The following is a 25,150-nucleotide window of genomic DNA, read 5'->3' as shown; positions in this document are numbered from 1 at the left end:
AGGATTTTAAATTCCTTATTTTTACAGAAATATTTATCTATGAAAAAGATTCAAATGGTTGACTTACAAAGTCAGTATTACAAAATAAAGAATGATGTGGATAATGCGGTATTAAATGTAATGGATTCTGCGGCTTTTATCAACGGCCCGGAAGTAAAGTCTTTCCAGAATGAATTGGAGTCTTATTTAGATGTAAATCATGTGATTCCCTGTGCAAACGGTACGGATGCCCTCCAGATAGCCTTAATGGCACTTGACCTGAAGGAAGGAGATGAGATCATCACGGCAGATTTTACATTTGCAGCCACTGTGGAAGTCATTCACCTGCTGAAGCTTAAGTCGGTTCTGGTAGATGTTGATTACGATACGTTCACCATTTCGCCCGAAGCTGTTAAAAAAGCAATTACGCCTAAAACAAAAGCAATCATTCCTGTACATATTTTCGGGCAGTGTGCTGATATGGAAGCGATTTTAAAGATTGCAGAAGAGCATAACCTGTATGTGATTGAAGATAATGCACAGGCCATCGGTGCAGAGTTCACTTTTTCAGACGGTACGGTAAAAAAAGCGGGTACGATGTCAACAGTAGGCACCACTTCTTTCTTCCCGTCCAAAAACCTGGGCTGCTACGGAGACGGCGGTGCTATTTTTACCAATAATGACGAGCTGGCCCACCGCTTAAGAGGGATTGTCAACCACGGGATGTATGAAAGGTATTACCATGATGAAGTTGGGGTAAATTCCAGGTTAGACAGCGTGCAGGCGGCTATTTTAAGGAAAAAGCTTCCGCATCTTGACCATTATAACGAATCCAGAGGAAAAGCAGCTGATTATTACGATGAGGCCTTTGCCGGGCAAGAACATATTTTAACTCCCAAAAGAGCAGAAAATTCGTCTCATGTTTTCCATCAGTATACCCTGAGGATCGTGAACGGAAAAAGGAATGACTTACAGAAATTCCTGACTGAAAAAGATGTTCCGGCCATGATCTATTATCCTGTAGCCCTGAGAAAACAGAAGGCCTATTACCAGGAAAGCAATGATGCGGATTTTGTAAATACAGACAGGCTGCTGGAACAGGTAATTTCACTTCCCATGCATACCGAACTGGATGATGAACAGCTAAAGTACATTACGGAAGCCGTGCTTGAATTTATGAAATAATTACGCATTAAATTCAGGGTTATATTTTTTTCGGAACGGTATTCAGTCTCTTGTTTGGATGTGTACCGATGCATGGAAATATAGTATATAAATCTGCATTTAAAAACGGGTCAGGAATTAGTTGATGATTTTTTGATTTTGACGAACAGGAACCGCTGCATTAAGGGAATGGATCAATAAATACCACATCACAGAGTTAAGTAAGGATTATTGATAACAATGGTCCGTTTTTTGAGTTTCTATCGAATAGAATTTTATTGATTCTTAAATAAAAATTCAAAAATTTAATCACGTATATCATAAAATGTCAGTATTTACATTATTATCTATTTTATTTTAAATTGATATGAAATAAAAGACATATAATCTGATACGGAAATGCACGTAATGTCAAATGGCTTGAATCTATTGATATTCTTTAATATAACAAAACATAAACACATAAAAAAGCCGGAAATTAAACATCGGCAAAGCCCAAAAATTAATACATGGCAATACTCGTAACAGGAGGTCTCGGATATATCGGTTCACATACGGTGGTAGAACTTTTAAATAACAATTTCGAAGTAGTGATCGTTGATGACTTATCGAATTCAGAAAAATTTATTTTAAGAAATATTGAGGAGATTACCGGAAGAAAACCGGTCTTTTACCCTTTTGATCTAAAAAGGAGAGAACTTCTTACCCAGGTTTTTAATGCACACCAGATTGACGGCTGCATTAATTTTGCCGCTTCAAAAGCAGTGGGTGAAAGCCAGCTGAAGCCTGTTGATTATTATGAGAACAACCTGTTTTCTCTGATTAACATCCTGCAGGAATTTAAAGAGCGTGGGATTTCCAACTTTATCTTCAGTTCATCCTGCACGGTATACGGGCAGGCAGACCAGATGCCTATTGACGAAAATACCCCTCTGAAAATGCCGGAAAGCGTGTATGGGAAAACCAAGCAGATGGGAGAAGAAATCCTGACTGATTTTGCCAAGGCATACCAACGCAAAATTTCATTATTGAGGTATTTTAACCCGATCGGGGCGCATCCTTCTGCAAAATTGGGTGAACTGCCTATCGGGATCCCGAACAATCTGGTCCCTTATGTGATGCAGACTGCTGCCGGAATCCGTGAAAGCCTCAGCATCTGGGGGAATGATTATCCTACGGAAGACGGAACAGCGGTGCGTGATTACATTTATGTGGTTGACCTGGCAAAAGCCCATGTCGCTGCCTTAAAAAAACTGATGGACAACGATTCTGCTGAAGCGGTGATTGATATTTTTAACCTGGGGACCGGAAAAGGATCTTCAGTTCTTGAAGTGGTCAAAGCTTTTGAAACAGCAAACAATGTTGAAGTTAAATACCACATCTGCAACCGTAGGGAGGGAGATATTACCGTTGCTTATGCCAATGTTGACAAAGCAGAGAAAGAACTCGGCTGGAAATCTGAAACTTCCCTGGAAGAAGCATTAAAGTCTGTTTGGCAGTGGCAGAACTATCTGGTATCTAGGAATGTTTAAATAATTTACTTATGGCCTGGAATCCTGAACTTTACGATCAATTTAAAAAAGAACGGTCTGCACCGTTTTTTGACCTCTTAAAACTGGTTATTCCCAGGGACAATCTGAAAGTTATTGATCTGGGCTGCGGAACGGGTGAACTGACTTCAGAACTGCCGGATTATTTACCGGGATCAGAAATTACCGGGATTGATTATTCTTCAGAAATGCTGGAAAAAGCAAAGCTTCTTGAAACAGACAAACTAAAATTTTATCAGAGAACCATTGAAGAGCAGCTGGAGTCAGACCAAACGTTTGACCTGGTTATTTCCAATGCAGCCATTCAATGGTGCGACGATCATGAAAAACTATTCCCGGAAATTATCAGTAAAATTAACAAAGGCGGACAGTTGGCCGTTCAGGTTCCTTCCAATCATGATTTTATCGTACATCAGCTGTTAAGAAAAGTAGCGGAAACCGAACCTTATAAATCAGCTTACGGTTCATGGGAGAGACACTATTCCGTTTTGAAAACTGAAGCCTATGCCTGGATTATGTTTGATCATCGGGGCAGTGAAATTACGGTTTTTGAGAAAGTTTATCCTCTTGTGATGGATAATGCAGAAGCTGTTTTCACCTGGGCTTCGGGAACAGCCATGATTCCTTATATGGAAATGCTTCCCGGAGATCTGCAGGAAGGCTTCAAAGAAAATTATAAAAGAGAACTAAAACATATTTTTATGAAATCACCGGTCTTTTATCCTTTTAAAAGAACCTTTATTTCAGCAACATTTTAAAATCAACACATAATTGGATATTAGTATGAAAACACAGAGAATAGGCATCACATTCTCCTCATTTGACTTATTGCATGCCGGTCACATCAAGATGCTGGAGGAGGCAAAAACAGTTTGCGATTACCTGATCGTTGGTCTGCAGATCGATCCATCACACGACCGGCCTACTAAAAACAAACCTACCCAGACTATCGTGGAACGGTATATTCAGCTACGCGCAGTAAATGCTGTAGACGAAATCATCCCTTATTACACGGAGGAAGACCTTCAGGATATCCTGAAATCTTTTGTGATTGATGTAAGAATCATCGGTGATGATTATCTTGACAGGGATTTCACAGGAAAAAAATATTGTGAAGAAAAGGGAATTGAAATCTTTTACAATAAGAGGGACCACCGGTTTTCTTCCAGTGACCTGAGAAAAAGAATCTATGAGGCAGAACTGGCCAAGCTTTCAAAACTACAGGCTCAGGAAGATGAAGCTGTAAAATAAAAAAATCCCGAAATACGTTTCGGGATTTTTTATTTGTATAGATGTATGTTTGTTCTTACCGGTTTACATTGGTGCCTGCTGGTCATCACCTGCCGCATTGGCATTGATGTCTTTTTTCCTTTTAGGCTGGTCTATTTTTTCACCCTGCTTGAACCTGTAAGTGAATGACAGAGCAAACTGCCTAGGCTGCCACTGCATGTAAGAGTCTCTTACAAAACTGGCATTTTTGGTAATGCTCCTCATGGCTCTGGTATTAAAAATATCCTGGATATTGAAGCTGAGCGTCCCGTTTCCGTCCAGCACTGTTTTTGAAGCACCGAAACTAATGGCATACATATCTTTTCTGTCCTGGTTTTCAGATTTCTGAGCGCCTCTGTAAAAGCCCTGGAACTGGAAGCTGAATGTTTTGTCAATCTTAAAAGTAGTGGTTAATCTTGCTCTTGACGAGAACCCTGAACCTTCGAAAGACATTGTTTCTCCGTTCAGTTCCGGAGCATCAGAAATTCCGGTTGTCTTATACCCGAATAAATCCACATTACCCAATAATTTCAACCATTTTGTAGCATCCCAGTTGAAGTTCAGGTCTAAACCGTAGCGGTCATCTGTTCCTAAATTGATCGGTTTTGTATGAAACGCTCCGTCATCAGTGGAATATACCAGCATTTTTACATCGTCAGTAGAATGCCTGAAATATAGAGTAGGGTTAACGGTAAACTTATTTTTTGAGATGCTGTACCCGAATTCATAAGAATCCACATACGATGGGTTCAGATCAATATTTCCGTCAAATATATTCTGGTTATCCGTATAGCTTGGATTCGGGATAAGAAAGAAAGATCGCGGACGGTCAATCCTTCTTGAGTAATTAACTAAGAACTGATTGTCTTTTGCAATTTCATAGCTTAAGAAAACACTTGGAAACAGGTTGTTGTAATTCTTGGTTTTATCAATCCTGGGCGAGAAAAAATCTAGATTCTGATATTTGATATCTATCTGGGAGTTTTCATTCCTTAAGCCCAACTGATACCCAAGGTTGCCGATTTTGCTTTTAAACTGTACGTACCCTGCATTAAATACTTCCCTGTAATTGGCTCTGTAGGTAAATGTCGGTAAAAAGTAATAATCCGGAAAAGGCGCATTCTTCTGAGACACATCATTGTCATATGAATTTTGATTGATGTCAATCCGGTAACCGGCTTCAATCCTTGAATTTTCACCGATCGGAAGTTCATAATCCGCTTTCCCTACCAAAGTTTTATTGGTGGTATCCTGGTTGATGAGATTAGTCAGCCTCTCAATATTACTTTCTGTCTGCGTAACATTGGTATCATTATATGATCTGCTGCTCTGTAAACTTAATGATAATGACAGGTTCTGGCCTTTGTCATCAAACTTATGGTCTAAGCCAAAATCACCCTGAAAAGCTAAATTATTATTGGAGCCTGTGTTTTCTCTTCTTGTTGAAGGGGTACTTCCATCCAAAAGACGGTAATTATAAAACACATTTCCATAATTGGAGCTGTCGAAGGTTCTAACGGTCCCGGATGCATTTACCGAAGTTTTATCAGAAATATCATATACAAGGCCTGTCGTAGCATTGTAATTGTCATTTTTACTTTCAGTGATAGACTCCTGGTCAGCCTGTAACCTGTCGGTAGCATTAACAGCGTCGAAATAGGTAGCATTGTTTCTGCTGGTATTCTTAGATTCCCTGTACCCGCCGCCGCCGTTCAGGAACCAGGTAAGGTTTCCTTTTCTCCAGCTTAGGTTCGTATTCAGGTTAGTCTGAGGCAAATACCCTAAAGTTCCGGTTATACTTCCGTTAAACCCTGTTTTCTTGCTTTTCTTTAAAATAATATTCAGGATCCCAGCCGTTCCGCTGGCTTCAAATTTTGAAGACGGGTTGGTGATCACCTCGATTCTTTCAATCTGGTCTGCAGGGATGCTCTGCAAGGCATTGGCGCCGTCATCAATACCAAGAAGGGCAGAAGGTTTTCCGTTGATAAGAAACCTTACATTGGAGCTTCCACGCATGGAAACCGTACCATCGGTATCCACTGAAACGGAAGGAACGTTGGACAGTACATCCTGCAGGTTTCCTCCTTTGCTTACAATATCCTGGGAAGGGTCATAGGTTCTTTTATCCAGCTCTACTTTGTAAGGCTTGGTAGAAGGAGCCGTGATTACCACACCCTGAATATCTCCTGTCTTAAGATTTGTCGCACTGGTCTCAGGATCGACGGACAAGGCCCCGATATTTCCTGCTGCGGTAATCTGTTTATTGACAACACTTTTTTTATAGTCGATGGCTTCTATGGTAATGTCATAGGCTCCCGGAGCAAGGTCAAGCCTATACTGGCCTTTTTCATCGGTCAGCGTTGCGTCACTGAATAATTTATTTGCTTTGTTACTGAATGTAACAGAAGCATAAGGAACGGGCTGGTTGCTCTTATTGACTACCGACCCGGAAATACCGACCTTCTCCTGTGCAAAGGCAAATGCCGCCGCCGAAAGTACAAAAGTAAGCCCTAAGGTTTTTTTTGTAAAAATGTTAATAATTTCCGTCTGATTCATAAGGTATTGTTTGTGTAAAACCGTGAAAGATTAAACTTAATATTGTGAAATTGCTAACCTGCCTATTCCCGGATATTAAGTATAATTTATTATTTATAGTACATAAGTCGCTTTAAGATGCGAAATGTTAATTATTGAATTGTTAAAATAAAGTTAAATTTATTTTCTATTTTATATTTTTAGAATTCAGCCAGTCCTGGTAAGCCTTTGCATTAATGGCATGCTGCTCGGCACTTGCCGTGAATTTGTGGTACCCGAATCTTGCAGGATCGGCGCACATGAAAATATAATCGTTTTTTTCTGCATTCAGAACAGCGTCTACAGAGTTTTTATCCACGATGCAGATCGGCCCCGGCGGAATTCCTTTATTAGCATAGGTATTGTACGGTGACGGGGTTGAAAGATGTTTGTAGAACACACGTTTAATCGGTTCTTTGAAGTTGGTCTGCTTGTTAATGGCATAAATGACCGTTGGGTCAGATTGTAATTTCATTCCTTTTCTGTACCGGTTCAGGTACAGGCCGGCGATGGTTCTCATTTCATCTTTTTTCCCTCCGGATTCTTTATACACAATAGACGCAAGTGCATACACCTGATCCCTTGTTAACCCTGTCTGTTCTTCCTTTGCTTTTCTTTCAGCATTCCAGAATTCGTTATACTGGTCATTGAACCTGTTGAAAAAATCTTTTGGGCTTACAGTCCAGAAAAAATTATAGGTATCGATAAAGAAATATTTCTTAAGGTCTTCTGCATTATTATAACCTTTTTCGGCTGCAATGGTATTGAGTCCGTCCAGGAACTTCAAAGAATCCAGTTCTGTTTTTCTGGTCACTTTACCCAGCATTTGGTAAACATCCCCGAAATCGCCGATCCTGAAGCTGTTCTCCGTCTGGTTGCCGGCCTTGATCATATTCACAAGTTTTGCATTACCGAGGCCTTTCTGAAAATGATAACGTCCCGCTTTAAAACTGTTTTCGAGATCCTTCTCCCGGGCAACCGCTTCAAAAGATTCTTTATCGTCAACATATTTCGCCGCTGAATCCAGGATCTGTTTAAACCCTGCACTATGGGGAATCAGCACGTAACCGTCTTTTTCAATATTATTCCCGAAGTATTTGGTATACAATCTCAAACCGAAAAATCCGCCTATCACAAAAACAAGAAGGATAATAATGAGGATAGCTTTTTTCATGTACTATGATTAAAGTTATTATTAATTAATAAGGTTGATTTTTCCTTTAAAAACCTGCTTTGCCGGGCCCTCCAGCCAAATATGCATGAAAGAATCCCCGTTTTTTTCAGCATATACTTTAAGACTCCCTCCCAGGGTTTTTACTTTTACTGAGGTTAGATGTCCTTTTTGCAGAAAAGTTAAAGCCGAAGCCGTAACACCTGTCCCGCAGCTGTAGGTTTCATCTTCAACCCCACGCTCATAGGTCCTTACGAAAATTTCATCATCCGATATTTTCTCTACAAAGTTGACATTGATCCCTTGTTCCTTATGGTTTTCAGAATTCCTGATTCCGTGTCCTTCTGCAAAGACATTGTAGTTTACCAGATCCTTAACATATTTTACATAATGGGGTGAACCTGTATTCATTACGTGAGCTTCGCCTTCCATGGAAATGGTATCAACATCAATCATTTTTAATTTGACAATCCCATCATGGATCTCTGCCTCATGTTCTCCGTCAATAGCAATAAAACGGCATCTGTTTTCAAAAATATCAAGAAAGAAAGCAAATGCCACCAGGCATCTTCCGCCGTTTCCGCACATGGTGCTTTCGCCGCCGTCAGCATTATAGTATACCATTTTAAAATCGTACGAAGGATCGTTTTCCAGCAGGATAAGTCCGTCTGCACCCACCCCGAATCTCCGGTCGCACAATTTCTCAATGATTTCTTTGTTTTTAGGAAACTGAAGGTCACGGTTGTCTATCATGACAAAATCATTTCCCGTGCCCTGGTATTTATAAAATTCTATATTTTCTGCTCTCATATCGGTCTTAAAAATGAACGTGCAAAATTACTACAATTAAAACAAAAACGAACAGTGTGAGCTGTCCGTTTCTTTATTTATAACCATCTTATCTGAATCCGCCGCTGTTTGTATTACGGGTGCTGTTCTGTTGCGATGAAGAGTTTTGCTGCGTAGTGGTTGTCCCCGTACTGTTCCTGAACCCGCCGCTGTTTGAGTTGGTATTGGAATTTGTGGAAGAATTATTCCTGAATCCGCCGCTGTTGTTCTGCGTTCTCGGTGTACTCTGCTGCTGGTTTCTGAATCCGCTGTTCTGCCTCTGGCTGTTGTTCCGCCTGCCGTTGTTCTGCCTGAACCCGGTATTGGAACTGCCGTTATTCGTAGGGCCGTCCTGCACGCCGCCTCTGAAACCGTTATTGGGCCTCTGTGAACTGGTTGCTCCTTGTCCGGAGGCAGTTGATCTCCGGTCTACATATACTTTTCTTCTGGAATTGTCGTAATTCTGGTAATAGTAAGGCGTTCCGTTATCATAGTAGTAATTGACATCGTTTCTGTAATAATATCCGTCATTTCCCCAATATCCTCCGTTTCCGTAATATCCCTGAGGGGCATAATAAGAACCGTTATCATAATATGGGTCTCCGTATCCGCTTACCGCAGGATCAGAATACACTGCACAAGAAGTTAAACTTGATATGGTGATTACGCTAAGTGCTATTTTTAATAAATTTTTCATGACTTTAATACATTTTATTTAAACTTTTTTTCCATGTAGCATATCCCAGGATTGCCATTACAGTAAATACCAAATATTGAACCGAAGTAATTCCTAAACCTTTATAAATCATCATCGGGATGCAGATGAAATCCCCGATAATCCAGAAGATCCAGTTTTCAATACGACGTTTGGCCATAAACCACATGCCCACCAGAAAAACGGAAGTGGTCATAACGTCCAGCCAGTTCGCCCAGTCCAGGTGATAAAGCCCCAGATCTGCACCGGCCATTGAAAATCCGTTGTCAATGTAAGGTTTGTAGTAATATACTGCACTTACTAAGATGAAACTTAAGGCAAAAAGTAAAATCCCGAACCGCCATTCTTTTTCAGTTGCCCGGGAAACTTCCACATGGATGTGGTCTTTTGAGCTTCCGGCCCACAGCATCCATCCGTAAATGCTCATGACTGTGTAGTAAATATTGATCATACAGTCGCCCAGCAGCCCGAAATCAAAAAGGATATAGACATAAAGCAGGGTGGAGACGATTCCTGTAGGATAAACCCAGATGTTTTTTTTAATTGAAAAATAAACGCTCAGAATTCCGAAAACGGCGGCAAAGGCTTCTGAAAAGACCTGTATAGAAGTGTAGGTTTCATAAGGTTTTATGAAGAGGTCATATAAATTCATGACACCAAAAATAAACAAAAAATTACGCTCCTGAAAATGGTTTAAATAATGTGTAAATCAGAATTTTAAAATTTTTTATGTATAAATATTGTTTTAAATTTATTAATAAACGTTAAAGTTTCTATTTTTTTTATATTTTCGTAAATCTTTAATAAATAATAAAATATGTCAAAAATCTGGACGAAAAAGCCCATGAGTGCTTTTGAGAATGATGTTAAAAGTAGTCAGCTTAAAAGAGTGCTTGGAAAATGGAGTCTTACAGCCATCGGCATCGGCGCCATCATCGGGGGGGGAATCTTCGTGTTGACGGGTACCGGTGCCTATTACCATGCGGGTCCTGCTTTAGCAATATCTTTCATCATTGCAGGGATTGCATGTGTCTTTGCAGCTTTATGTTATTCTGAGTTCGCTTCCATATTACCTGTGGAAGGTTCTGCCTATGCGTATGCCTACGGAACGGTAGGGGAGATCTTCGCCTGGATTATCGGCTGGGGTCTTATCCTCGAATATGCCATGGGATCCATGACAGTGGCCGTTTCATGGTCCGGTTATTTCAATAAACTGCTGAAAATGTTCGGGCTCCACCTGCCGGATTACCTTACCTCAGATCCTGCAAGCTATGCGGGAGAAGGTTTTTCCATGAACCTGCCTGCCTTTCTTATTGTTGTATTCGTTATTTCCATCCTGATTAGAGGCACAAAAGAAGCCGCTAAAGCAAACAACCTTATCGTTATCATGAAAGTTTCAGCGGTATTGTTTGTGATTATTGCCGGGGTGTTTTTTATTGATACGGCGAACTGGCATCCTTTTATCCCTGCACAGCAGATGGTAATGGAAGGTGAAAATATGAAAGAAGCATACGGTTTCCAGGGCGTTGTTTCCGGGGCGGCAGCCATATTCTTTGCCTATGTAGGCTTTGATGCCGTTTCTACACAGGCCGGGGAAGCCATCAATCCTAAGAAAGATGTTCCTTTTGCGATTATTGTTTCGCTTCTGGTATGTACATTCCTATATATTTTGGTATCCTTGGTACTTACGGGGATGATGAACTACCAGAATTTTGATCCTCACGGTAAATACCCGGATGCCATTAAAGCACCTGTAGCCTATGCATTTGAAATTGCAGGCCAGGGCTGGGCCGGTTATATCATTACCATTGCAGCAACCGTAGGTCTGATCTCTGTATTAATGGTCATGATCATGGGGCAGTCCAGGATTTTCCTGGGAATGTCTAAGGACGGATTGATCCCTAAGATGTTCAGCGATGTTCACCCGGTAAGAAAAACACCGGCAAAAAGCTTAATGCTTTTAGGGCTTGTTATTGCAACGGTAGCCTCATTAACACCAATCAGTAAACTGGCAGATATGACAAGTTTCGGGACATTGTTTGCCTTCACCATGGTATGTGTAGCCGTTTGGATCCTGAGAAAAAAGGAGCCGCAGCTGCCGAGAACCTTTAGGGTGCCTGCTTTGCCTGTTATTGCTACTTTGGGAATCTGTATTAATGTTTACCTGATCTGGAACCTGAGCCACGAAGCGAAATACCTTTCCATGGCATGGCTTGGTTTAGGGGTGATCATCTACTTTACCTACAGTCTAAGAAACAGTAAGCTTCATAAAGTCGGGTACGGCGAGACCTTCAAAGCAGAACAGGAACCACTGCAGAAACCTGATACCGATTTATAAAAAATATTTAAATTAAAACCACAGCATGCTGTGGTTTTTTTATTTTTGTAAGACTATGAAAAAAATATTTCCTGTTATATTTTCGCTTTTGGGTATGATGATGTTTTCCCAGAAGGTAGAAAGATTCGAAACCTTATTCAGTGATAAAATCAGCATCAGAGCTATTGAATTGTATGACGGTAAGATCTGGTACAGCGGCACGGATTCAAAATTCGGGTTTGTTGACCTGAAAAACCCAAAGAATCAGAAACAGATTCAGCTGTCTGAAAAGAAACTGCAGTTCCGGACACTGGCCCAGGATAAGAATTCCTTCTATGCGGTAAATATTGAAAGTCCTGCTGAATTTTTTAAAATCAGTAAAATAAACCTGACCGCTGAAATTGTATATTCAGATACTGCCAAAACGTCTTTTTATGATGCACTGCATTTTGTAAATGAGAAACATGCATTTGCCTTCAGTGATGCCGGTACCGATAACAGACTGAAGCTGGCTGAGTGGAAATACGGAAAATGGAGCATGTACAGCAGCACGATTATCCTGGAGAAAGGGGAAGCGGCATTTGCAGCCAGCAATACCAATATGGCTTCCACAAAAAACTACCTGTGGATCGCTACCGGCGGAAAAGCTTCCAGAATTCTGCGGTTAAACCTTAAAAAAGGTGATTTTGAAGTTTTTAATACCCCATTTGTGCAGGGTGAATCTTCGCAGGGCATCTATTCTATTGATTTTTCAGATGACCGGTTCGGGATTGCAGTTGGCGGAGACTATACAAAACAGGAGGCAAACATCAATAACATTGCTACCACAAAAGACGCAGGGAAAACCTGGCAGGTACAGGCTTCAGGGCAGAATGCAGGATACACTACCTGTGTAAAAATCAAACCCGGGTCCGGAGGAAAAGAGATTGTTTCAGTGGGAGACCGGCACATCAGCTATTCTTCAGACTTCGGTAAGACATGGAAAAAGATTTCTGATGAAAAAGGGTTTTTTGTCTGTGAGTGGATTGACGGAAACACAATTGTTTTTGCAGGAAAAGATAAAATTTCTGTGATGAAACTGCAGTTTTAAAAGATGAATACTTCAAAAAAATATAATTTAACTTTTTGTATTTCCGAAATGCCCGGTTTTACCAGGAGACCTTGTATTGGTGTGAGTAATATTAACGGAAATGCTTTAAATCATGAAATTGCAAGCTTTCTGGAGCCAAACGGCTTGGAACTTACAGAACATATCAGAGGTGAAATTAATTCACTGGATTATACTTTTGATTTTGAAAACTACACGATCTGGGGCTACCATGATTCGGAATCTGTCGAAATAAGAAATCATCCGCCGGATCCGCCTGCTGCCGTATTTAATACAGGCGGGACTGAGATCAGGGTGCCTGTTACGGATTTCCTGGCCATTTTAAAAGAGTGGAAAGTTTTTCTCGAATCCATTCCGGAACCTCATTGGATAGACAGAAGATAACCTGATTCAGTATCTGAATTCTTACTATAGAGCATATCTTTCCACAGGACTTTATTTAAAGCATTATTCGCTTTACCTTTGATTAAATTTTGTGCATGAAAAACTTAAAAATATTATTTCTTTTACTGATTCCTGCTTTATTCTATGCCCAGAAAGTCAGGGTTTTTGTTCTCGCCGGACAATCCAATATGAACGGTTTCGGCTACAATAAAGACCTGCCTGATGATCTTAAAATCTTTAAAGACGTTTACATCTTTCAGGGGAATTCCGTCCCGGACGGAGATCTGAACGGCGGAACCGGGAAATGGGAGGTGCTGAAGCCCGGCAACGGAACCGGTTTTAGATCAGACGGAAAAACAAATACCCTTTCAGACCGTTTCGGTCTGGAGCTGTCTTTTGCCAGAGAGATGAAGAAACTCTTCCCCAATGATAGAATTGCGCTGATTAAATACGCCAGGGAAGGAACATCCATTGACAGTGCCGCAAAAGCAAATTTCGGATGCTGGGATGCCGATTATTACGGAACCAACGGGCTCAACCAATATGATCATTTCTTAAAAACGATGAAAAATGCCCTGTCGGAAACAGATATTGATAAAGACGGCAAAAAAGACATCATCGTCCCATCAGGGATTCTCTGGATGCAGGGTGAAGGCGATGCCAGCTATACCGAAGCGATTGCAGGTGCTTATTATGATCACCTGAAAATATTAATGAACCAGATGAGGGCCGCTTTGCTGGCGGATGACCTTCCGGTAGTGATCGGTAAAATTTCGGATTCCGGGAAAGACCCTTCCGGGAGAGTCTGGAAAACGGGTGAGCTTGTTCAGTATACACAGGAGAAATTTGTTAAGAAAGATAAAAATGCAGCCATTGTGCGGTCTACCAAAAATTACGGTTATGGCAATGATCCGTGGCATTACAACAGCGCAGGCTATATTGATATGGGGAAGAAGTTTGCCGAAGAGGTATTTAGACTCATTATAAATTTCGAAAAAAAACCCTAATATATTTCATTATTCAAAATTCATAAGATATATTTAATTTTGCATAATGAATTTCTATCCTGAAGTTCATCTAAAAAGTTGAAACCCGCAATGAATTCTTTAATAGATAAATATAATATTCCCGGCCCGCGTTACACCTCTTATCCCACCGTCCCTTACTGGGACGAAAGCTCGTTTTCACCGGAGCTTTGGAAGCAGAGTGTAATCCGGTCATTCAGGGAGAGCAATGCAGAAGAGGGGATTTCTATTTACATCCACCTGCCTTTCTGTGAGGCTTTGTGTACATTCTGTGCCTGCCATAAACGTATTACCAAACAGCACAGCGTTGAAATCCCGTACCTGGAAAGCGTACTGAAAGAATGGCAGCTGTATCTCCGCCTTTTCAATGAAAAGCCCAAATTAAAAGAGCTGCATCTGGGAGGCGGTACACCTACTTTCTTTTCGCCGCAAAATTTAAGAGCTTTACTGGAAGGGATCTTTGAAACGGTGGAAATCGCAGAAGAGCCCGAGTTTTCCTTTGAAGGGCACCCGAACAATACCACAAGAGCACATCTGGAAACACTCTACGGCCTCGGATTCAGAAGGGTGAGTTTCGGCGTGCAGGATTATGATCCGAAAGTCCAGAAAGCCATCAACAGGATCCAGACGTTTGAAAAAGTAAAGGAAGTAACCGAATGGGCTAAAGAAATCGGGTACCGCGGCATCAGCCATGACCTGGTGTTCGGACTCCCGCATCAAAGTTGGGAAGCAATGGAAAATACCATCCGTAAGACTATGGAGCTTAAACCGGACCGCCTGGCATTTTATTCTTACGCACACGTGCCGTGGGTAAAAGGCGTGGGACAGAGAGGTTTTGATGAAAACGACCTTCCGAGCGGTGAGGAAAAACGCCGCCTGTACGAAGACGGGAAAAAACTATTGGAGGAACTTGGGTATATTGAAGTGGGAATGGACCATTTTTCCCTGGAACATGACGACCTGTACCAGTCTCTGACTCAGAAAAAGCTGCACCGGAATTTCATGGGCTACACTTCCAGCAAAACCCAGCTGATGGTAGGCCTCGGTATGTCCGCCATTTCTGACTCATGGTATGCCTTTGCACAGAATATAAAAACCGTTGAGGAGTATCAGAAAATGGTAGAGGCAGGTGAAATTCCTGTCGTGAAAGGCCACATCCTGAATGAAGAAGACCTGGTGGTAAGAAGGCATATCTTAAATTTAATGTGCCAGCTTGAAACAACTTTTGATGCCGGTAATTCCTTTCCCGAACTGCAGCATGCATTTCAAATGCTGAAAGAAATGGAGAAAGATGAGCTGGTGGAAATTCATGACAGCCATATACAGATTACAGAAAAAGGAAGGGCATTTACCCGGAATGTGGCAATGGTTTTTGATCTCAGGATGATGAGAAACAAGCCGGAAACAAGGATTTTCTCCATGACGATCTGATCTGGCGATGAGCAGGAAAGCCCTTTTGGTTCTACTTTATTTCTATGCATTCGCATTCAGTGTGCTGAAAACGGTAAGGCTCCCCAATGACTGGTCTGAGGCACACTGGATGCTGGATTACAGGTTCGGGTTTATCAAAAGGGGACTTGCCGGGGAAGTATTCGGGTGGTTTTTTGAAAAAAGCGAATCCAATATCCTGGTGCTGTCGGGTGGAGTACTCTTTCTGCTCTATGCTCTGATTTTTATTATTGCAGTAAAAGAAACAGGGAGAAGGAAAAATAGTTTTTACAGCATATTGTTTTTCCTGACCTTTTTTCTTTCGCAGTATCTTGTTTTTTCGGCACATCTGATCGGGTATCTGGACCATGTTGTTTTCCTCATGACGGTTTTGAGTATTTTTTTAATCAGGAAAGGGAATGTTCTTGTGGCTTCTGCGGTTGCGGGAGTCAGCATTTTTATCCATGAAATTTCATTTTTCCTGCTGCTGCCGGTCAGCTGTTTTGCACTGATCGTTACAGAGTGCGGACGATTCCCAATGAAATCTTTTTTTTCCTTGAATATACTGAAAAAGCTGGCGCTGCTTTTATCCCTGCCGGTTCTTGCGACATTTGCCGTTTCAACATACCAGGAAATGAGCGGAGCGCATTATTTTAATACCCTGTTCAATTACCTGAACCATATTCCTTTTATTGCGCATAAAGCAGCCGATTCCGTTTCTTCTGCATATACCAAAAGTTTCAGCTATTACTTTAAAGAGCAGAGCGGTCATTTCATTCAGCGCCTGTTTATTTCCAGGGCCACTGTTCTCTACGGAATTCCTGTGATTTTTTCTTTATGGATGATTTTTAAAGAATTCAGGCTGCGAAAGAATTTCAGGTTATTTGCATTACTGGCAGTTGTTTCATTTGTTCCTCTGCTGCTTCATGCAGTGGCGTATGATACCTACAGGATCTGGTCATTCCCGTTTATGATAATATTTCTGGGCTTCTGGATTTTAAGCTCGAAATCTTCAGAGATCCGGCAGCCCTGTGAAAATATATCTGTGACCGGAATTGCTTCTTTTGTTATTTCATTTGCTTTGATCACGCTGATTCCGAATTTTTTATTTGACGATCAGGCCGAAAGGTTTTCCCTGCCTATCAGATTAATATTGGTACTGCCGATGCTCATTATGCTGTACTTTATTAAAAAAGCCCCAATCCAAAAGGATTGAGACTCTGAAAACTATCTGAAATGAGAATTTACTGAATCACTTATTATTTGATGATTAATTTCTTGCTGTAGGTTTTGGTTTTTGTATCTCCTGAATTGATATTGATAAAATAAGCTCCTGCCGGTATACCAGAAATATCAAGGCTGTTGTCATTGCCAACCGCGGCCGATTCCATGATTTTTCTTCCTTCAAAGCTGATGATCTCTATCGTTGATTTTTTATCTTTTAACCCGTCCACATAAACTTTTTTTGATGCCGGGTTCGGATATACTTTTATTGGATTGGAAAAGTCATTTTCCTGTGCAGCCAGCGTAGTGGTGGTTACCCTGAAAATTTTGCCGCTGTTCACCGCTGCTGCGAACAGTTCATTTTGGTTATTTATCCCGAAAGTAGAGAAATTATTTCCGGAAAACGCCGGGGTCCAGGTAATAGAATCATCAGCATTTAAGATCCCGATTTGCGTAGAGCAGTAATCGGCAAAAATATATTTACCCTGCAATGCAGGGAATTGGGTGCCTCTGTAAACATAACCTCCGGTAATGGAACATCTTCCTCCGCTGTGATTGTACGCTGCTACCGGGAACGTCATCGTGGATTGTGCCGCACATCCGGCGGTATTATATGCCGAATTACCTTCATAGCATCGCCATCCGTAATTGATTCCGGCCTGCGTAAGCGGCATTCTGTTGATCTCTTCGATCTGGCCTTGTCCTACATCGGCAATCATCACATTCCCCGAAGCGGTATCAAAATTAAATTTCCATGCATTTCTCAAACCGTAGGCCCAGATTTCATCTGCTCCGTCAATCCCTACAAAAGGGTTTCCGGGAGGAATGTTGTAAGGCCCCGTAGAATTGATATCCAGCCTCAACAGCTTTCCCAAAAGGGAGTTTTTGTTCTGTCCGTTGTTGTTCGGGTCACCGCCGCTTCCGCCGTCACCGGTTACTACCCAGAGATAGCCGTCCGGAGCAAAATGGATGCTTCCGCCATTGTGGTTGTCGAAGGGTTTAGGCTGGTTCAGGATGATTTTTTCCGTAGCAGGATCTGCTATATCAGGGTTGGCTGAGCTTCTGGTGTATCTCGCCACGGTGATATTTCCGCCGGTGTCATTGTAATACACAAAAAAATACCCGTTCGTAGGGTACTGCGGGTGGAAAGCCAGTCCTAAAAGCCCTCTTTCGCCTCCGTAAGTAATTTTTGAACTGATATTCAGGAAGTTGTCTGCATTAACGGTTCCGTTAGGCTGTACAATCCTGATGATCCCGTTTTGCTGAACGACAAACATGCGGCTGTCGTTGGCATGGGCAATCTCTACAGGGGCGGTAAATCCCGTGGCAAACTCCTGTAAATTAATACTTTGTGCATTGCCAATCATGAAAAAGAGGCTGCACGCAGAAAATAATAGTTTTTTCATAATATTTTGATATTTAGTGTATTAAACAAGAATGAAAATTTCATACCAATCAGCCGTTGAAAAATTCATTATAATACCATAAAAATATTATTAAATATAAAATAAAAATAAGATTGCCGATATATCTGAAAATAAACGATTTCTGTTGTTAAAAATTTATAAAATACAAGAAAATGATTATATTTGCCGACTTAATTTAACGTAGTTATAACAAAATGCAAGGAAAAGGACTTATTACAATTGTTGCTATTGTACTAGGGTTGATTTGCTTAAATGAGCTATTGCCAACCTGGTACGCCAGCAAAATTGAATCGCAGATTGAAGCTGCAAACGGAAACGAGAAAGAGATCAAGCGATTGAAGGAGGATACCCTTAATCTCGGCTTTACCCAACTCTATTATTCCAAAGCCAAAGACAAGGAAATGAAATTGGGTCTTGACCTTAAAGGCGGGATCAACGTTCTTTTGGAGATCAACCAGAGAGATCTTGTGAACGATCTTACCAATTATTCTTCCAACCCGGTCCTTATTGAGGCTTTGAATAAAACGGATGAAGTACAGAAGAATTCTACGAGATCTTACATTGATAACTTCTTTGATCAGTTCGATGCGGTAAATAGAGCAAAAGGTACCAATCTTAAGCTGGCAGATCCGGAACTTTTCGGAAACACCACACTTACTGAAGTAAAATACAACACGCCTGACGAACAGGTAAAAAGCATTGTTAAAAGAAAAATCGATGCATCTGTAGGTACCGCTTTCGAGGTAATCCGAACCAGAATCGATAAGATGGGAGCCGTACAGCCAAACGTACAGAGAGTACCGGGAACCGCAAGGATTTCTGTGGAAATGCCGGGTATGAAGGACATCGACAAGGTGAAAAAAATGCTTCAGACTTCTGCGAAACTCCAGTTCTGGGAAGTACAGCAGGTTCCTGAAATGGCACCTTATTTCCAGACCCTTACTTCTATTGTAGCTGCGAAAGGTGATTCTATGGGCGTTGCCAAAACAACCAACTTCATGAACCTTTTACACCTGGATAAATTAAGGACCAACGGCGTTGCCAACGTAAAACTGTCTGACACAGCGGCAGTAAATAAAATCCTAAACAGCAAGGTAGCACAGTCTTTACGTCCTGCCAATATTAAATATACCCAATTCATGTGGGGATACAAGCCTGAAGCGAATGATGCCGAAAGCCTTGTATTGTATGCCATCAGAAGCAACATCAACCGGAAAGCTCCGGTAGACGGCGCTGTTGAAACAGCCAACATCAGCTATGATGAGCTGAGCAGGGTGGTGGTAGACATGCAGATGGATTCAAAAGGAGCCAAAGAATGGAAAACCCTTACTGAGAAAAACGTTGGAAAACCTGTTGCCGTAACCCTTGATGACAGGGTATATACTGCACCGAACGTAGTAAATGCCATTCCGAACGGAAGAACGCAGATCTCAGGTAACTTCTCCCAGGAAGAAGCCAAGGAACTGGTGGACGTTTTGGGAGCCGGTAAACTGCCTGCAGGGGCAAAAGTGGTTCAGGCTACTGTGGTAGGGCCTTCGTTAGGACAGGAATCTATCGATGCCGGGATGATTTCATTTGGTATTGCATTCTTGTTGATCATCGTTTATATCATTTTCTATTATGGCGGAGCGGGTGTTTATGCGGTAATCGCAATGATCATCAACTTATTCTACATTTTCGGAATCATGGATTCCGTGGATGCTACGCTTACCCTTCCGGGTATTGCCGGTATTGTGCTGACGATGGCCATGGCGGTGGATACGAACGTCATCATCTATGAAAGAACCAAGGAAGAATTATTTGCCGGAAAAAGTATTTTAGAAGCCTATAAAGACGGTTTCAAACATGCATTGAATGCCATTGTGGACGGTCACTTAACAACGTTATTAACGGCCGGTGTACTTTTCCTTTTCGGGACAGGGCCTATCAAAGGTTTTGCCTTAACTTTGGGAATCGGTATTTTAATGACCTTCTTTACCTCTGTATTGATCTCCAGGGCAATGATCTTCTCAAGGCTGAATAAAGGGAAAAACCTTTCTGTATGGACGCCTGCAACCAAAAACCTGTTCAGAAATACCTGGATTGATTTTATCGGGAAAAGAAAATATGCATACATTGTTTCAGCAATCTTAACGGTAATCTGTATTGCTTCCATCGCAATCAACGGATTCAGATACGGTATCGATTTTACAGGAGGCAGAAACTATGTGGTACGATTTGACAAGCCGGTAAATGCAGAAGATATTGAAGGAAAATTAATAACACTGTTCAAAACTGAAGACGGTAAAAACTCTTCCGTTGAAGCAAAAACTTTCGGGAACGACAACCAGTTAAAAATCTCTACGGATTACCTGATTGAAGATGAGTCCCTAAAAGCTGACCAGGTCATCGAACAGAAGTTGTTTGAAGGATTAAAATCAGAATTGCCTTCCAAAACCACGCTGGCAGATTTCAAATCTGCGGATAAAGACCATGCAGGGATTATTTCTTCTGAAAAAGTAGGTCCTACGGTAGCAGATGATATCCAGACTCATGGTATCTTAGCCGTAGTTGCTGCTTTGGCAGGGATCTTCATCTATATCTTGGTACGATTCAGAAAATGGCAGTTCTCATTAGGTGCTGTGGCGGCCTTGTTCCATGATGCGGTAATTATTTTGGGAGCGTATTCACTGCTTCACAAATTCATGCCGTTCAACATGGAGATCAACCAGGATTTTATCGCTGCGATCTTAACGGTATTGGGATATTCAATCAACGATACGGTAATTATCTTTGACAGGATCCGTGAGTATCTGAGAGAGAAAAAATCTTTAACCCTTGCGGGATTATTTGATGATTCTATTTCAAGTACCTTGGGAAGAACATTCAACACCTCATTTACTACCATTTTAGTAATCCTGGCCATCTTCATTTTCGGTGGGGATAACCTGAGAGGATTTATGTTTGCAATGTTAATCGGTATCGGGTTCGGTACGTATTCATCCATCTTTATCGCGTCAGCTATTGCTTACGATTTCCTAAAAACAGGAAAAGAAGATGAAGTACACGGTAAATCTACAACGAGTAAGGAAGTACTTGCTTCAAAATAAGTAAACTACAATAAATAAGAAAAAGCCTTTCAGTTCTGAAAGGCTTTTTTATGCCCGAATTCAGGATAGCGGCTTCATTGAATTTTTTAATTCTGTGCTCATACTTCAATCATAGGATCCGTCAATTTCTGTAGGTTGCCAATATTTTCTATTATTATTTTAACGATTTGAGTATTTTTGCAGCATTATGGAAAACGCAAGGAAGAAAGCTGCAATGAGCTTTATATTTATCACACTGCTGATTGATATTACGGGATGGGGAATTATTATTCCCGTAGTCCCGAAACTGATTGAGGAACTTATTCATGCCGATATAAGCGAAGCGGCCAAATACGGCGGCTGGCTGGGCTTTGCGTATGCATTTACACAGTTCATCTTTTCTCCTGTTGTAGGAAACCTGAGCGATAAGTACGGGAGGAGGCCGATCATCCTGATTTCGCTTTTCGGGTTTGCCATAGACTATATTTTGCTGGCATTGGCACCTACCATTTTATGGCTGTTCCTGGGGAGGATTATTGCAGGCATTACCGGGGCAAGTGTGACAACCGCAAGTGCCTACATTGCCGATATTTCTACAGATGAAGACCGGGCAAAAAACTTTGGCCTGATCGGGGCTGCCTTTGGGCTTGGTTTTATTATAGGGCCGGTTCTGGGCGGACTGTTAGGGCATTACGGAGCCCGGGTTCCGTTCTATGCGGCGGCGGTTTTATGCCTGTTGAACTTCCTGTACGGGTATTTCATCCTTCCGGAAAGCCTGGATAAAGAAAAAAGAAGGGAGTTCAACTGGAAGCGTGCCAATCCGGTCGGGTCCTTCAAATTCCTGGGAAAGCATCCTGAAATCTCCGGACTGATTGTTTCTTTGATTTTAATCTATATTGCCGGACATGCCGTTCAGAGCAACTGGAGCTTTTTCACCATGTATAAATTCAGCTGGGATGAAAGGATGGTAGGGATTTCACTGGGAGTCGTAGGATTACTGGTAGGCCTTGTCCAGGGCGTCCTGATCAGGTGGACCACCCCGAAGTTCGGTGAACAGAAAAGCATTTATTACGGATTGACCCTGTATGCCATCGGCATGCTGCTGTTTGCTTTTGCCACCCAGGGCTGGATGATGTTTGTCTTCCTCATCCCGTATTGCCTGGGCGGAATCTGCGGGCCGGCGCTCCAGTCAGTGATCACAAAAAGTGTCCCTTCCAATGAGCAGGGAGAACTGCAGGGGGCATTAACCAGCCTGATGAGTGCCACTTCCATTATCGGTCCGCCGATGATGACCAACCTTTTTTACTTTTTCACGCACGAAGATGCTCCGTTCAGGTTTTCAGGGGCACCGTTCTTCTTAGCCTTTATCTTAATGGCGGCCAGCGTGATTATTACCTACATCAATTTCCGGAAAAAGAATCTGAAAAAAAACCTCTCAGAGTAAGCTGCCGGAATATCATCCAGGTAGCCTGTCTATTCAGAATGGGTTTAGGAAACTGTATGGAGCATGACAATTTGAAATACAATAACCTCAGGTTCCGGTAACCGTTGCTGAAAAATTTAACCGCTGAATTTTAATCTTAATTGATTCTTTCTTAAAATTTGTTTAAAATACAATACATTTGTATTGCATATGTATAATCTTTCGTAATTTTACCAAATGGAACTAAGCATAGGAGAAATGGCACTTATTGCCGTTGCAATCGTTGTATTATTCGGTCCGGATAAACTTCCCCAAATCGCACGCGACTTAGGCTCAGGGGTAAGGAAAATGCGCGGCGCGGTAGAAGATATCAAAACGGAGATCATGAAAGAGACAGACAATCCTGTTTCCGAGATCAAGCGTGAAATCGAAAAGGTTAAAGATGCGGCAAAAGACTATGATCCCATGAAAGAAGCTGAAAAAGCTAAGGTTTCAGGAGAGTCTGAAACGCCTCAGCCCATACAGCCGAAGCCTGCTGATGATGAAACTTACGAAGGACCGGTAAGCAGATAAGTGTACGTTAAGATGGACGAAATTATTCAGGAAGACAAAAAAGTCTTTTTATTTCTTAATAATCTGGGCAGCTCTTCATTCGATCAGTTCTGGATGCTGATTTCAAGCACCTGGATCTGGGTGCCGCTGTACGCGATTTTTCTTTATTTTTTATTCAAAAACTATCAATTAAGGTCGCTTGTTTTTATCCTGGTATTCGTAGCCATCGGCGTAACCGTTTCAGACCAGCTTGCCGGGGTTTTCAAACATGGGATCGAAAGGCTGAGGCCCTGCCATGACCCTTCTTTAGAGCATCACATGAGGATTGTAAAATGCGGCGGGCAGTTCGGGTTCTATTCTGCCCACGCCTCCAATACCTTCTTTTTAGCCAGTTACTTGACTATTTTATTAAAAAAGAAGCTTAAATGGTTTCCTTATGCTATATTTGTGTGGGCTGCAGTAGTATCGTACAGCCGGATATATTTAGGAGTGCATTTCCCGATAGATATTTTGGTGGGGTCGTTTGTTGGAACTTTGTTGGGGGTGATTTTTGGTGCACTCGCCAGAAAAGTAATCAATAAACAAAAAATAACCTCATGAAAAAACGTTTATCATTTCTTACCTTAGCATTATTATCATTAAACTTTTACGCCCAGGACAAAAAAACCGCTGAAGAATGCTTTCAGAAGGCAGATTACAAATGTGCCGAAGAACAGTATGCCGCACTGGCACAGACCGAAAAAATCCAGCAGATCAAGTCTGAATATTACAACTATCTCGGGACCGCACAGCGAAGGCTGGGGAAAACAACGTCTGCCTTTAAATCGTATGAGTCCGCACTCAAATCCAACCCGATGTCTGCAGCGGTCTATGCCAATTTGGGTTCCATCCACGGGCAGAAAGGAAATAAACAGGCCGCCATTGACTATCTGAACCAGGGAATAAAATTACAGCCTGAAAACGCCGATATGTACCTGACACGCGCCAAAGTATATGAAAACTTAGGCAAAAAAGACCTTGCTGCAAAAGACCTGAACCAGCTTTTAAGTTTCGCTCCCGACAACATTTATGCAAGGACAGGGCTTGCAAACCTTAAAAAGAACAGCGGCGACCTGGAAGGTGCTTTAAAAGATTATAACCAGCTGATTTCAGAAAAACCGGAATCTCTTCTGTACAGCGGAAGGGGAGACGTTTATTTTAAGCTGAAGAAAAATAAGGAAGCACTTGCAGATGTAAATAAAGCGATTGCCATCGATCCGAAATTTGCCCAGGCCCACGTTAATAAAGCTTTGATTTTATTTGAAACCGCAAAACCGAAGGAAGCCTGTGCAAGCTTAGACAAAGCAGTGACTTTAGGGTACGAAAAGCCTTTGCTTCTGGAGTATTATGCCAAATGCGAGAAAAAATAAACGGCTGTACTTAAAAGATTACTGTTCTGACCGGTTGTACCGGAAAAACCTTAAAATAGATATCCATTATTCATGTTAAATGTAGTTCTTGTAGAGCCTGAGATCCCCAATAATACCGGAAACATCGGAAGATTATGCGTAGGAACCGAAAGCAGGCTGCATCTGATCCATCCGTTCGGATTTGTCATCAATGATAAAAATCTGAAACGTTCCGGGCTGGATTACTGGCCTCATCTTGATGTTACTGAATATGAAAATGTAGAAGCGTGGATGAAAATAATCCCGGATCTGTCCCGTGTCTTTCTGATGAGCTCGCATGCCGAAAAATCCTATCTGGAGACCGGTTTTAAGGACGGCGACTGGCTGGTGTTCGGGAAAGAAAGTGCCGGACTGGGTAAAGAGGTTTTAGACCGTTTTGAAAACCACTTAACCATCCCGATGTCTAAGCTGATCCGCAGTTTCAACATTGCCAATTCGGTTGCTTTTGTTGTGGGTGAAGCAAAAAGGCAGATCGGTTTAAAAACCGGTCCGTAAC

General features: G+C 41.7%; 22 protein-coding genes. 16 read left to right on the top strand and 6 right to left on the bottom strand.

The window, feature by feature from the left end; genetic code table 11:
- Nucleotides 1-39 precede the first annotated feature (39 nt).
- From SD427_RS11940 to SD427_RS11925, 4 genes are all read left to right on the top strand, one after another.
- Nucleotides 40-1,164 (top strand): DegT/DnrJ/EryC1/StrS family aminotransferase, encoded by a 1,125-nt coding sequence (locus SD427_RS11940; protein ID WP_320558025.1) that lies wholly within the window; start codon nucleotides 40-42, stop codon nucleotides 1,162-1,164.
- A 488-nt stretch (nucleotides 1,165-1,652) separates the two neighbouring features.
- Nucleotides 1,653-2,675: a UDP-glucose 4-epimerase GalE gene (gene galE, locus SD427_RS11935; RefSeq protein ID WP_320558024.1), complete on the top strand. Its 1,023-nt coding sequence runs from the start codon at nucleotides 1,653-1,655 to the stop codon at nucleotides 2,673-2,675.
- Nucleotides 2,676-2,686: 11 nt separating this feature from the next.
- A complete protein-coding gene (locus SD427_RS11930; RefSeq protein ID WP_320558023.1) occupies nucleotides 2,687-3,451 on the top strand; it encodes a methyltransferase domain-containing protein in 765 nt (254 codons plus the stop codon).
- Between the two features lie 25 nt (nucleotides 3,452-3,476).
- Nucleotides 3,477-3,944, top strand: coding sequence for an adenylyltransferase/cytidyltransferase family protein (locus SD427_RS11925; RefSeq protein WP_320558022.1), 468 nt, complete (start codon nucleotides 3,477-3,479; stop codon nucleotides 3,942-3,944).
- Nucleotides 3,945-4,007: 63 nt separating this feature from the next.
- On the opposite strand, the gene SD427_RS11920 is transcribed toward SD427_RS11925, so the two are convergent.
- From SD427_RS11920 to pnuC, 5 genes are all read right to left on the bottom strand, one after another.
- Complete coding sequence (locus SD427_RS11920) at nucleotides 4,008-6,518, bottom strand: TonB-dependent receptor domain-containing protein (RefSeq protein WP_320558021.1); 2,511 nt, start codon at nucleotides 6,516-6,518, stop codon at nucleotides 4,008-4,010.
- 166 nt (nucleotides 6,519-6,684) lie between these two features.
- Nucleotides 6,685-7,710: an endolytic transglycosylase MltG gene (gene mltG, locus SD427_RS11915; protein ID WP_320558020.1), complete on the bottom strand. Its 1,026-nt coding sequence runs from the start codon at nucleotides 7,708-7,710 to the stop codon at nucleotides 6,685-6,687.
- 21 nt (nucleotides 7,711-7,731) lie between these two features.
- Nucleotides 7,732-8,517 carry a diaminopimelate epimerase gene (dapF, locus tag SD427_RS11910; protein WP_320558019.1) on the bottom strand — a complete coding sequence of 262 codons (786 nt, stop codon included), beginning with the start codon at nucleotides 8,515-8,517 and terminating at the stop codon, nucleotides 7,732-7,734.
- 88 nt (nucleotides 8,518-8,605) lie between these two features.
- On the bottom strand, nucleotides 8,606-9,232 hold the full coding sequence (locus SD427_RS11905) for a hypothetical protein (protein WP_320558018.1): 627 nt from the start codon (nucleotides 9,230-9,232) through the stop codon (nucleotides 8,606-8,608).
- Between the two features lie 4 nt (nucleotides 9,233-9,236).
- Nucleotides 9,237-9,902 carry a nicotinamide riboside transporter PnuC gene (gene pnuC / locus SD427_RS11900; protein ID WP_320558017.1) on the bottom strand — a complete coding sequence of 222 codons (666 nt, stop codon included), beginning with the start codon at nucleotides 9,900-9,902 and terminating at the stop codon, nucleotides 9,237-9,239.
- A gap of 165 nt (nucleotides 9,903-10,067) precedes the next feature.
- Here pnuC and SD427_RS11895 point away from each other — a divergent pair, with 165 nt between their 5' ends.
- The 6 genes from SD427_RS11895 to SD427_RS11870 all read left to right on the top strand — a co-directional run bounded on the left by SD427_RS11895 (nucleotide 10,068) and on the right by SD427_RS11870 (nucleotide 16,728).
- A complete protein-coding gene (locus SD427_RS11895; RefSeq protein WP_320558016.1) occupies nucleotides 10,068-11,588 on the top strand; it encodes an APC family permease in 1,521 nt (506 codons plus the stop codon).
- Nucleotides 11,589-11,643: 55 nt separating this feature from the next.
- Complete coding sequence (locus SD427_RS11890) at nucleotides 11,644-12,657, top strand: glycosyl hydrolase (RefSeq protein ID WP_320558015.1); 1,014 nt, start codon at nucleotides 11,644-11,646, stop codon at nucleotides 12,655-12,657.
- Between the two features lie 3 nt (nucleotides 12,658-12,660).
- Nucleotides 12,661-13,059 carry a hypothetical protein gene (locus tag SD427_RS11885; RefSeq protein ID WP_320558014.1) on the top strand — a complete coding sequence of 133 codons (399 nt, stop codon included), beginning with the start codon at nucleotides 12,661-12,663 and terminating at the stop codon, nucleotides 13,057-13,059.
- A 95-nt stretch (nucleotides 13,060-13,154) separates the two neighbouring features.
- The gene (locus SD427_RS11880; protein WP_320558013.1) at nucleotides 13,155-14,066 is read left to right on the top strand and encodes a sialate O-acetylesterase; all 912 of its coding nucleotides are present in this window, start codon (nucleotides 13,155-13,157) and stop codon (nucleotides 14,064-14,066) included.
- Between the two features lie 90 nt (nucleotides 14,067-14,156).
- Nucleotides 14,157-15,515, top strand: coding sequence for an oxygen-independent coproporphyrinogen III oxidase (gene hemN, locus SD427_RS11875; RefSeq protein ID WP_320558012.1), 1,359 nt, complete (start codon nucleotides 14,157-14,159; stop codon nucleotides 15,513-15,515).
- Nucleotides 15,516-15,522: 7 nt separating this feature from the next.
- A complete protein-coding gene (locus SD427_RS11870; protein ID WP_320558011.1) occupies nucleotides 15,523-16,728 on the top strand; it encodes a hypothetical protein in 1,206 nt (401 codons plus the stop codon).
- A 43-nt stretch (nucleotides 16,729-16,771) separates the two neighbouring features.
- Here SD427_RS11870 and SD427_RS11865 read toward each other — a convergent pair whose 3' ends face one another.
- Entirely contained in the window at nucleotides 16,772-18,142 is a 1,371-nt protein-coding gene (locus SD427_RS11865) for a PQQ-dependent sugar dehydrogenase (protein ID WP_320558010.1), read from the bottom strand.
- A 215-nt stretch (nucleotides 18,143-18,357) separates the two neighbouring features.
- On the opposite strand from SD427_RS11865, the gene secD reads away from it, so the two are divergent.
- From secD to SD427_RS11835, 6 genes are all read left to right on the top strand, one after another.
- Nucleotides 18,358-21,252, top strand: a complete 2,895-nt coding sequence (gene secD / locus SD427_RS11860; protein ID WP_320558009.1) for a protein translocase subunit SecD — start codon at nucleotides 18,358-18,360, stop codon at nucleotides 21,250-21,252.
- Between the two features lie 187 nt (nucleotides 21,253-21,439).
- Complete coding sequence (locus tag SD427_RS11855; protein ID WP_320558008.1) at nucleotides 21,440-22,675, top strand: TCR/Tet family MFS transporter; 1,236 nt, start codon at nucleotides 21,440-21,442, stop codon at nucleotides 22,673-22,675.
- Between the two features lie 216 nt (nucleotides 22,676-22,891).
- Complete coding sequence (locus SD427_RS11850) at nucleotides 22,892-23,227, top strand: twin-arginine translocase TatA/TatE family subunit (RefSeq protein ID WP_320558007.1); 336 nt, start codon at nucleotides 22,892-22,894, stop codon at nucleotides 23,225-23,227.
- A 12-nt stretch (nucleotides 23,228-23,239) separates the two neighbouring features.
- Nucleotides 23,240-23,806 (top strand): phosphatase PAP2 family protein, encoded by a 567-nt coding sequence (locus SD427_RS11845; RefSeq protein WP_320558006.1) that lies wholly within the window; start codon nucleotides 23,240-23,242, stop codon nucleotides 23,804-23,806.
- Complete coding sequence (locus SD427_RS11840; RefSeq protein WP_320558005.1) at nucleotides 23,803-24,615, top strand: tetratricopeptide repeat protein; 813 nt, start codon at nucleotides 23,803-23,805, stop codon at nucleotides 24,613-24,615. Before SD427_RS11845 ends, SD427_RS11840 begins: the two co-directional genes overlap by 4 nt.
- Nucleotides 24,616-24,687: 72 nt before the next feature.
- Complete coding sequence (locus SD427_RS11835; protein ID WP_320558004.1) at nucleotides 24,688-25,149, top strand: tRNA (cytidine(34)-2'-O)-methyltransferase; 462 nt, start codon at nucleotides 24,688-24,690, stop codon at nucleotides 25,147-25,149.
- The last annotated feature ends 1 nt before the right edge of the window (nucleotide 25,150 follow it).

The sequence above is a fragment of the Chryseobacterium sp. JJR-5R genome, assembly GCF_034047335.1.
Taxonomy (GTDB): Bacteria; Bacteroidota; Bacteroidia; order Flavobacteriales; family Weeksellaceae; genus Chryseobacterium.
The sequence above is the reverse complement of the archived record's forward strand: the minus strand, read 5'-3'. Positions and strand labels throughout refer to the sequence as shown.

What these genes read in the sequence shown, in the direction of transcription:
- galE (WP_320558024.1), top strand. Translation starts at nt 1,653, where the DNA reads ATGGCAATACTCGTAACAGGAGGTCTCGGATATATCGGTTCACATACG.
- SD427_RS11930 (WP_320558023.1), top strand. Translation starts at nt 2,687, where the DNA reads ATGGCCTGGAATCCTGAACTTTACGATCAATTTAAAAAAGAACGGTCT.
- SD427_RS11920 (WP_320558021.1), bottom strand. Translation starts at nt 6,518, where the DNA reads ATGAATCAGACGGAAATTATTAACATTTTTACAAAAAAAACCTTAGGG.
- SD427_RS11905 (WP_320558018.1), bottom strand. Translation starts at nt 9,232, where the DNA reads ATGAAAAATTTATTAAAAATAGCACTTAGCGTAATCACCATATCAAGT.
- SD427_RS11885 (WP_320558014.1), top strand. Translation starts at nt 12,661, where the DNA reads ATGAATACTTCAAAAAAATATAATTTAACTTTTTGTATTTCCGAAATG.
- SD427_RS11845 (WP_320558006.1), top strand. Translation starts at nt 23,240, where the DNA reads ATGGACGAAATTATTCAGGAAGACAAAAAAGTCTTTTTATTTCTTAAT.
- SD427_RS11880 (WP_320558013.1), top strand. Translation starts at nt 13,155, where the DNA reads ATGAAAAACTTAAAAATATTATTTCTTTTACTGATTCCTGCTTTATTC.
- SD427_RS11940 (WP_320558025.1), top strand. Translation starts at nt 40, where the DNA reads ATGAAAAAGATTCAAATGGTTGACTTACAAAGTCAGTATTACAAAATA.
- SD427_RS11855 (WP_320558008.1), top strand. Translation starts at nt 21,440, where the DNA reads ATGGAAAACGCAAGGAAGAAAGCTGCAATGAGCTTTATATTTATCACA.
- SD427_RS11870 (WP_320558011.1), top strand. Translation starts at nt 15,523, where the DNA reads ATGAGCAGGAAAGCCCTTTTGGTTCTACTTTATTTCTATGCATTCGCA.
- secD (WP_320558009.1), top strand. Translation starts at nt 18,358, where the DNA reads ATGCAAGGAAAAGGACTTATTACAATTGTTGCTATTGTACTAGGGTTG.
- SD427_RS11840 (WP_320558005.1), top strand. Translation starts at nt 23,803, where the DNA reads ATGAAAAAACGTTTATCATTTCTTACCTTAGCATTATTATCATTAAAC.
- mltG (WP_320558020.1), bottom strand. Translation starts at nt 7,710, where the DNA reads ATGAAAAAAGCTATCCTCATTATTATCCTTCTTGTTTTTGTGATAGGC.
- SD427_RS11895 (WP_320558016.1), top strand. Translation starts at nt 10,068, where the DNA reads ATGTCAAAAATCTGGACGAAAAAGCCCATGAGTGCTTTTGAGAATGAT.
- SD427_RS11835 (WP_320558004.1), top strand. Translation starts at nt 24,688, where the DNA reads ATGTTAAATGTAGTTCTTGTAGAGCCTGAGATCCCCAATAATACCGGA.
- SD427_RS11925 (WP_320558022.1), top strand. Translation starts at nt 3,477, where the DNA reads ATGAAAACACAGAGAATAGGCATCACATTCTCCTCATTTGACTTATTG.
- hemN (WP_320558012.1), top strand. Translation starts at nt 14,157, where the DNA reads ATGAATTCTTTAATAGATAAATATAATATTCCCGGCCCGCGTTACACC.
- pnuC (WP_320558017.1), bottom strand. Translation starts at nt 9,902, where the DNA reads ATGAATTTATATGACCTCTTCATAAAACCTTATGAAACCTACACTTCT.
- SD427_RS11890 (WP_320558015.1), top strand. Translation starts at nt 11,644, where the DNA reads ATGAAAAAAATATTTCCTGTTATATTTTCGCTTTTGGGTATGATGATG.
- SD427_RS11865 (WP_320558010.1), bottom strand. Translation starts at nt 18,142, where the DNA reads ATGAAAAAACTATTATTTTCTGCGTGCAGCCTCTTTTTCATGATTGGC.
- dapF (WP_320558019.1), bottom strand. Translation starts at nt 8,517, where the DNA reads ATGAGAGCAGAAAATATAGAATTTTATAAATACCAGGGCACGGGAAAT.
- SD427_RS11850 (WP_320558007.1), top strand. Translation starts at nt 22,892, where the DNA reads ATGGAACTAAGCATAGGAGAAATGGCACTTATTGCCGTTGCAATCGTT.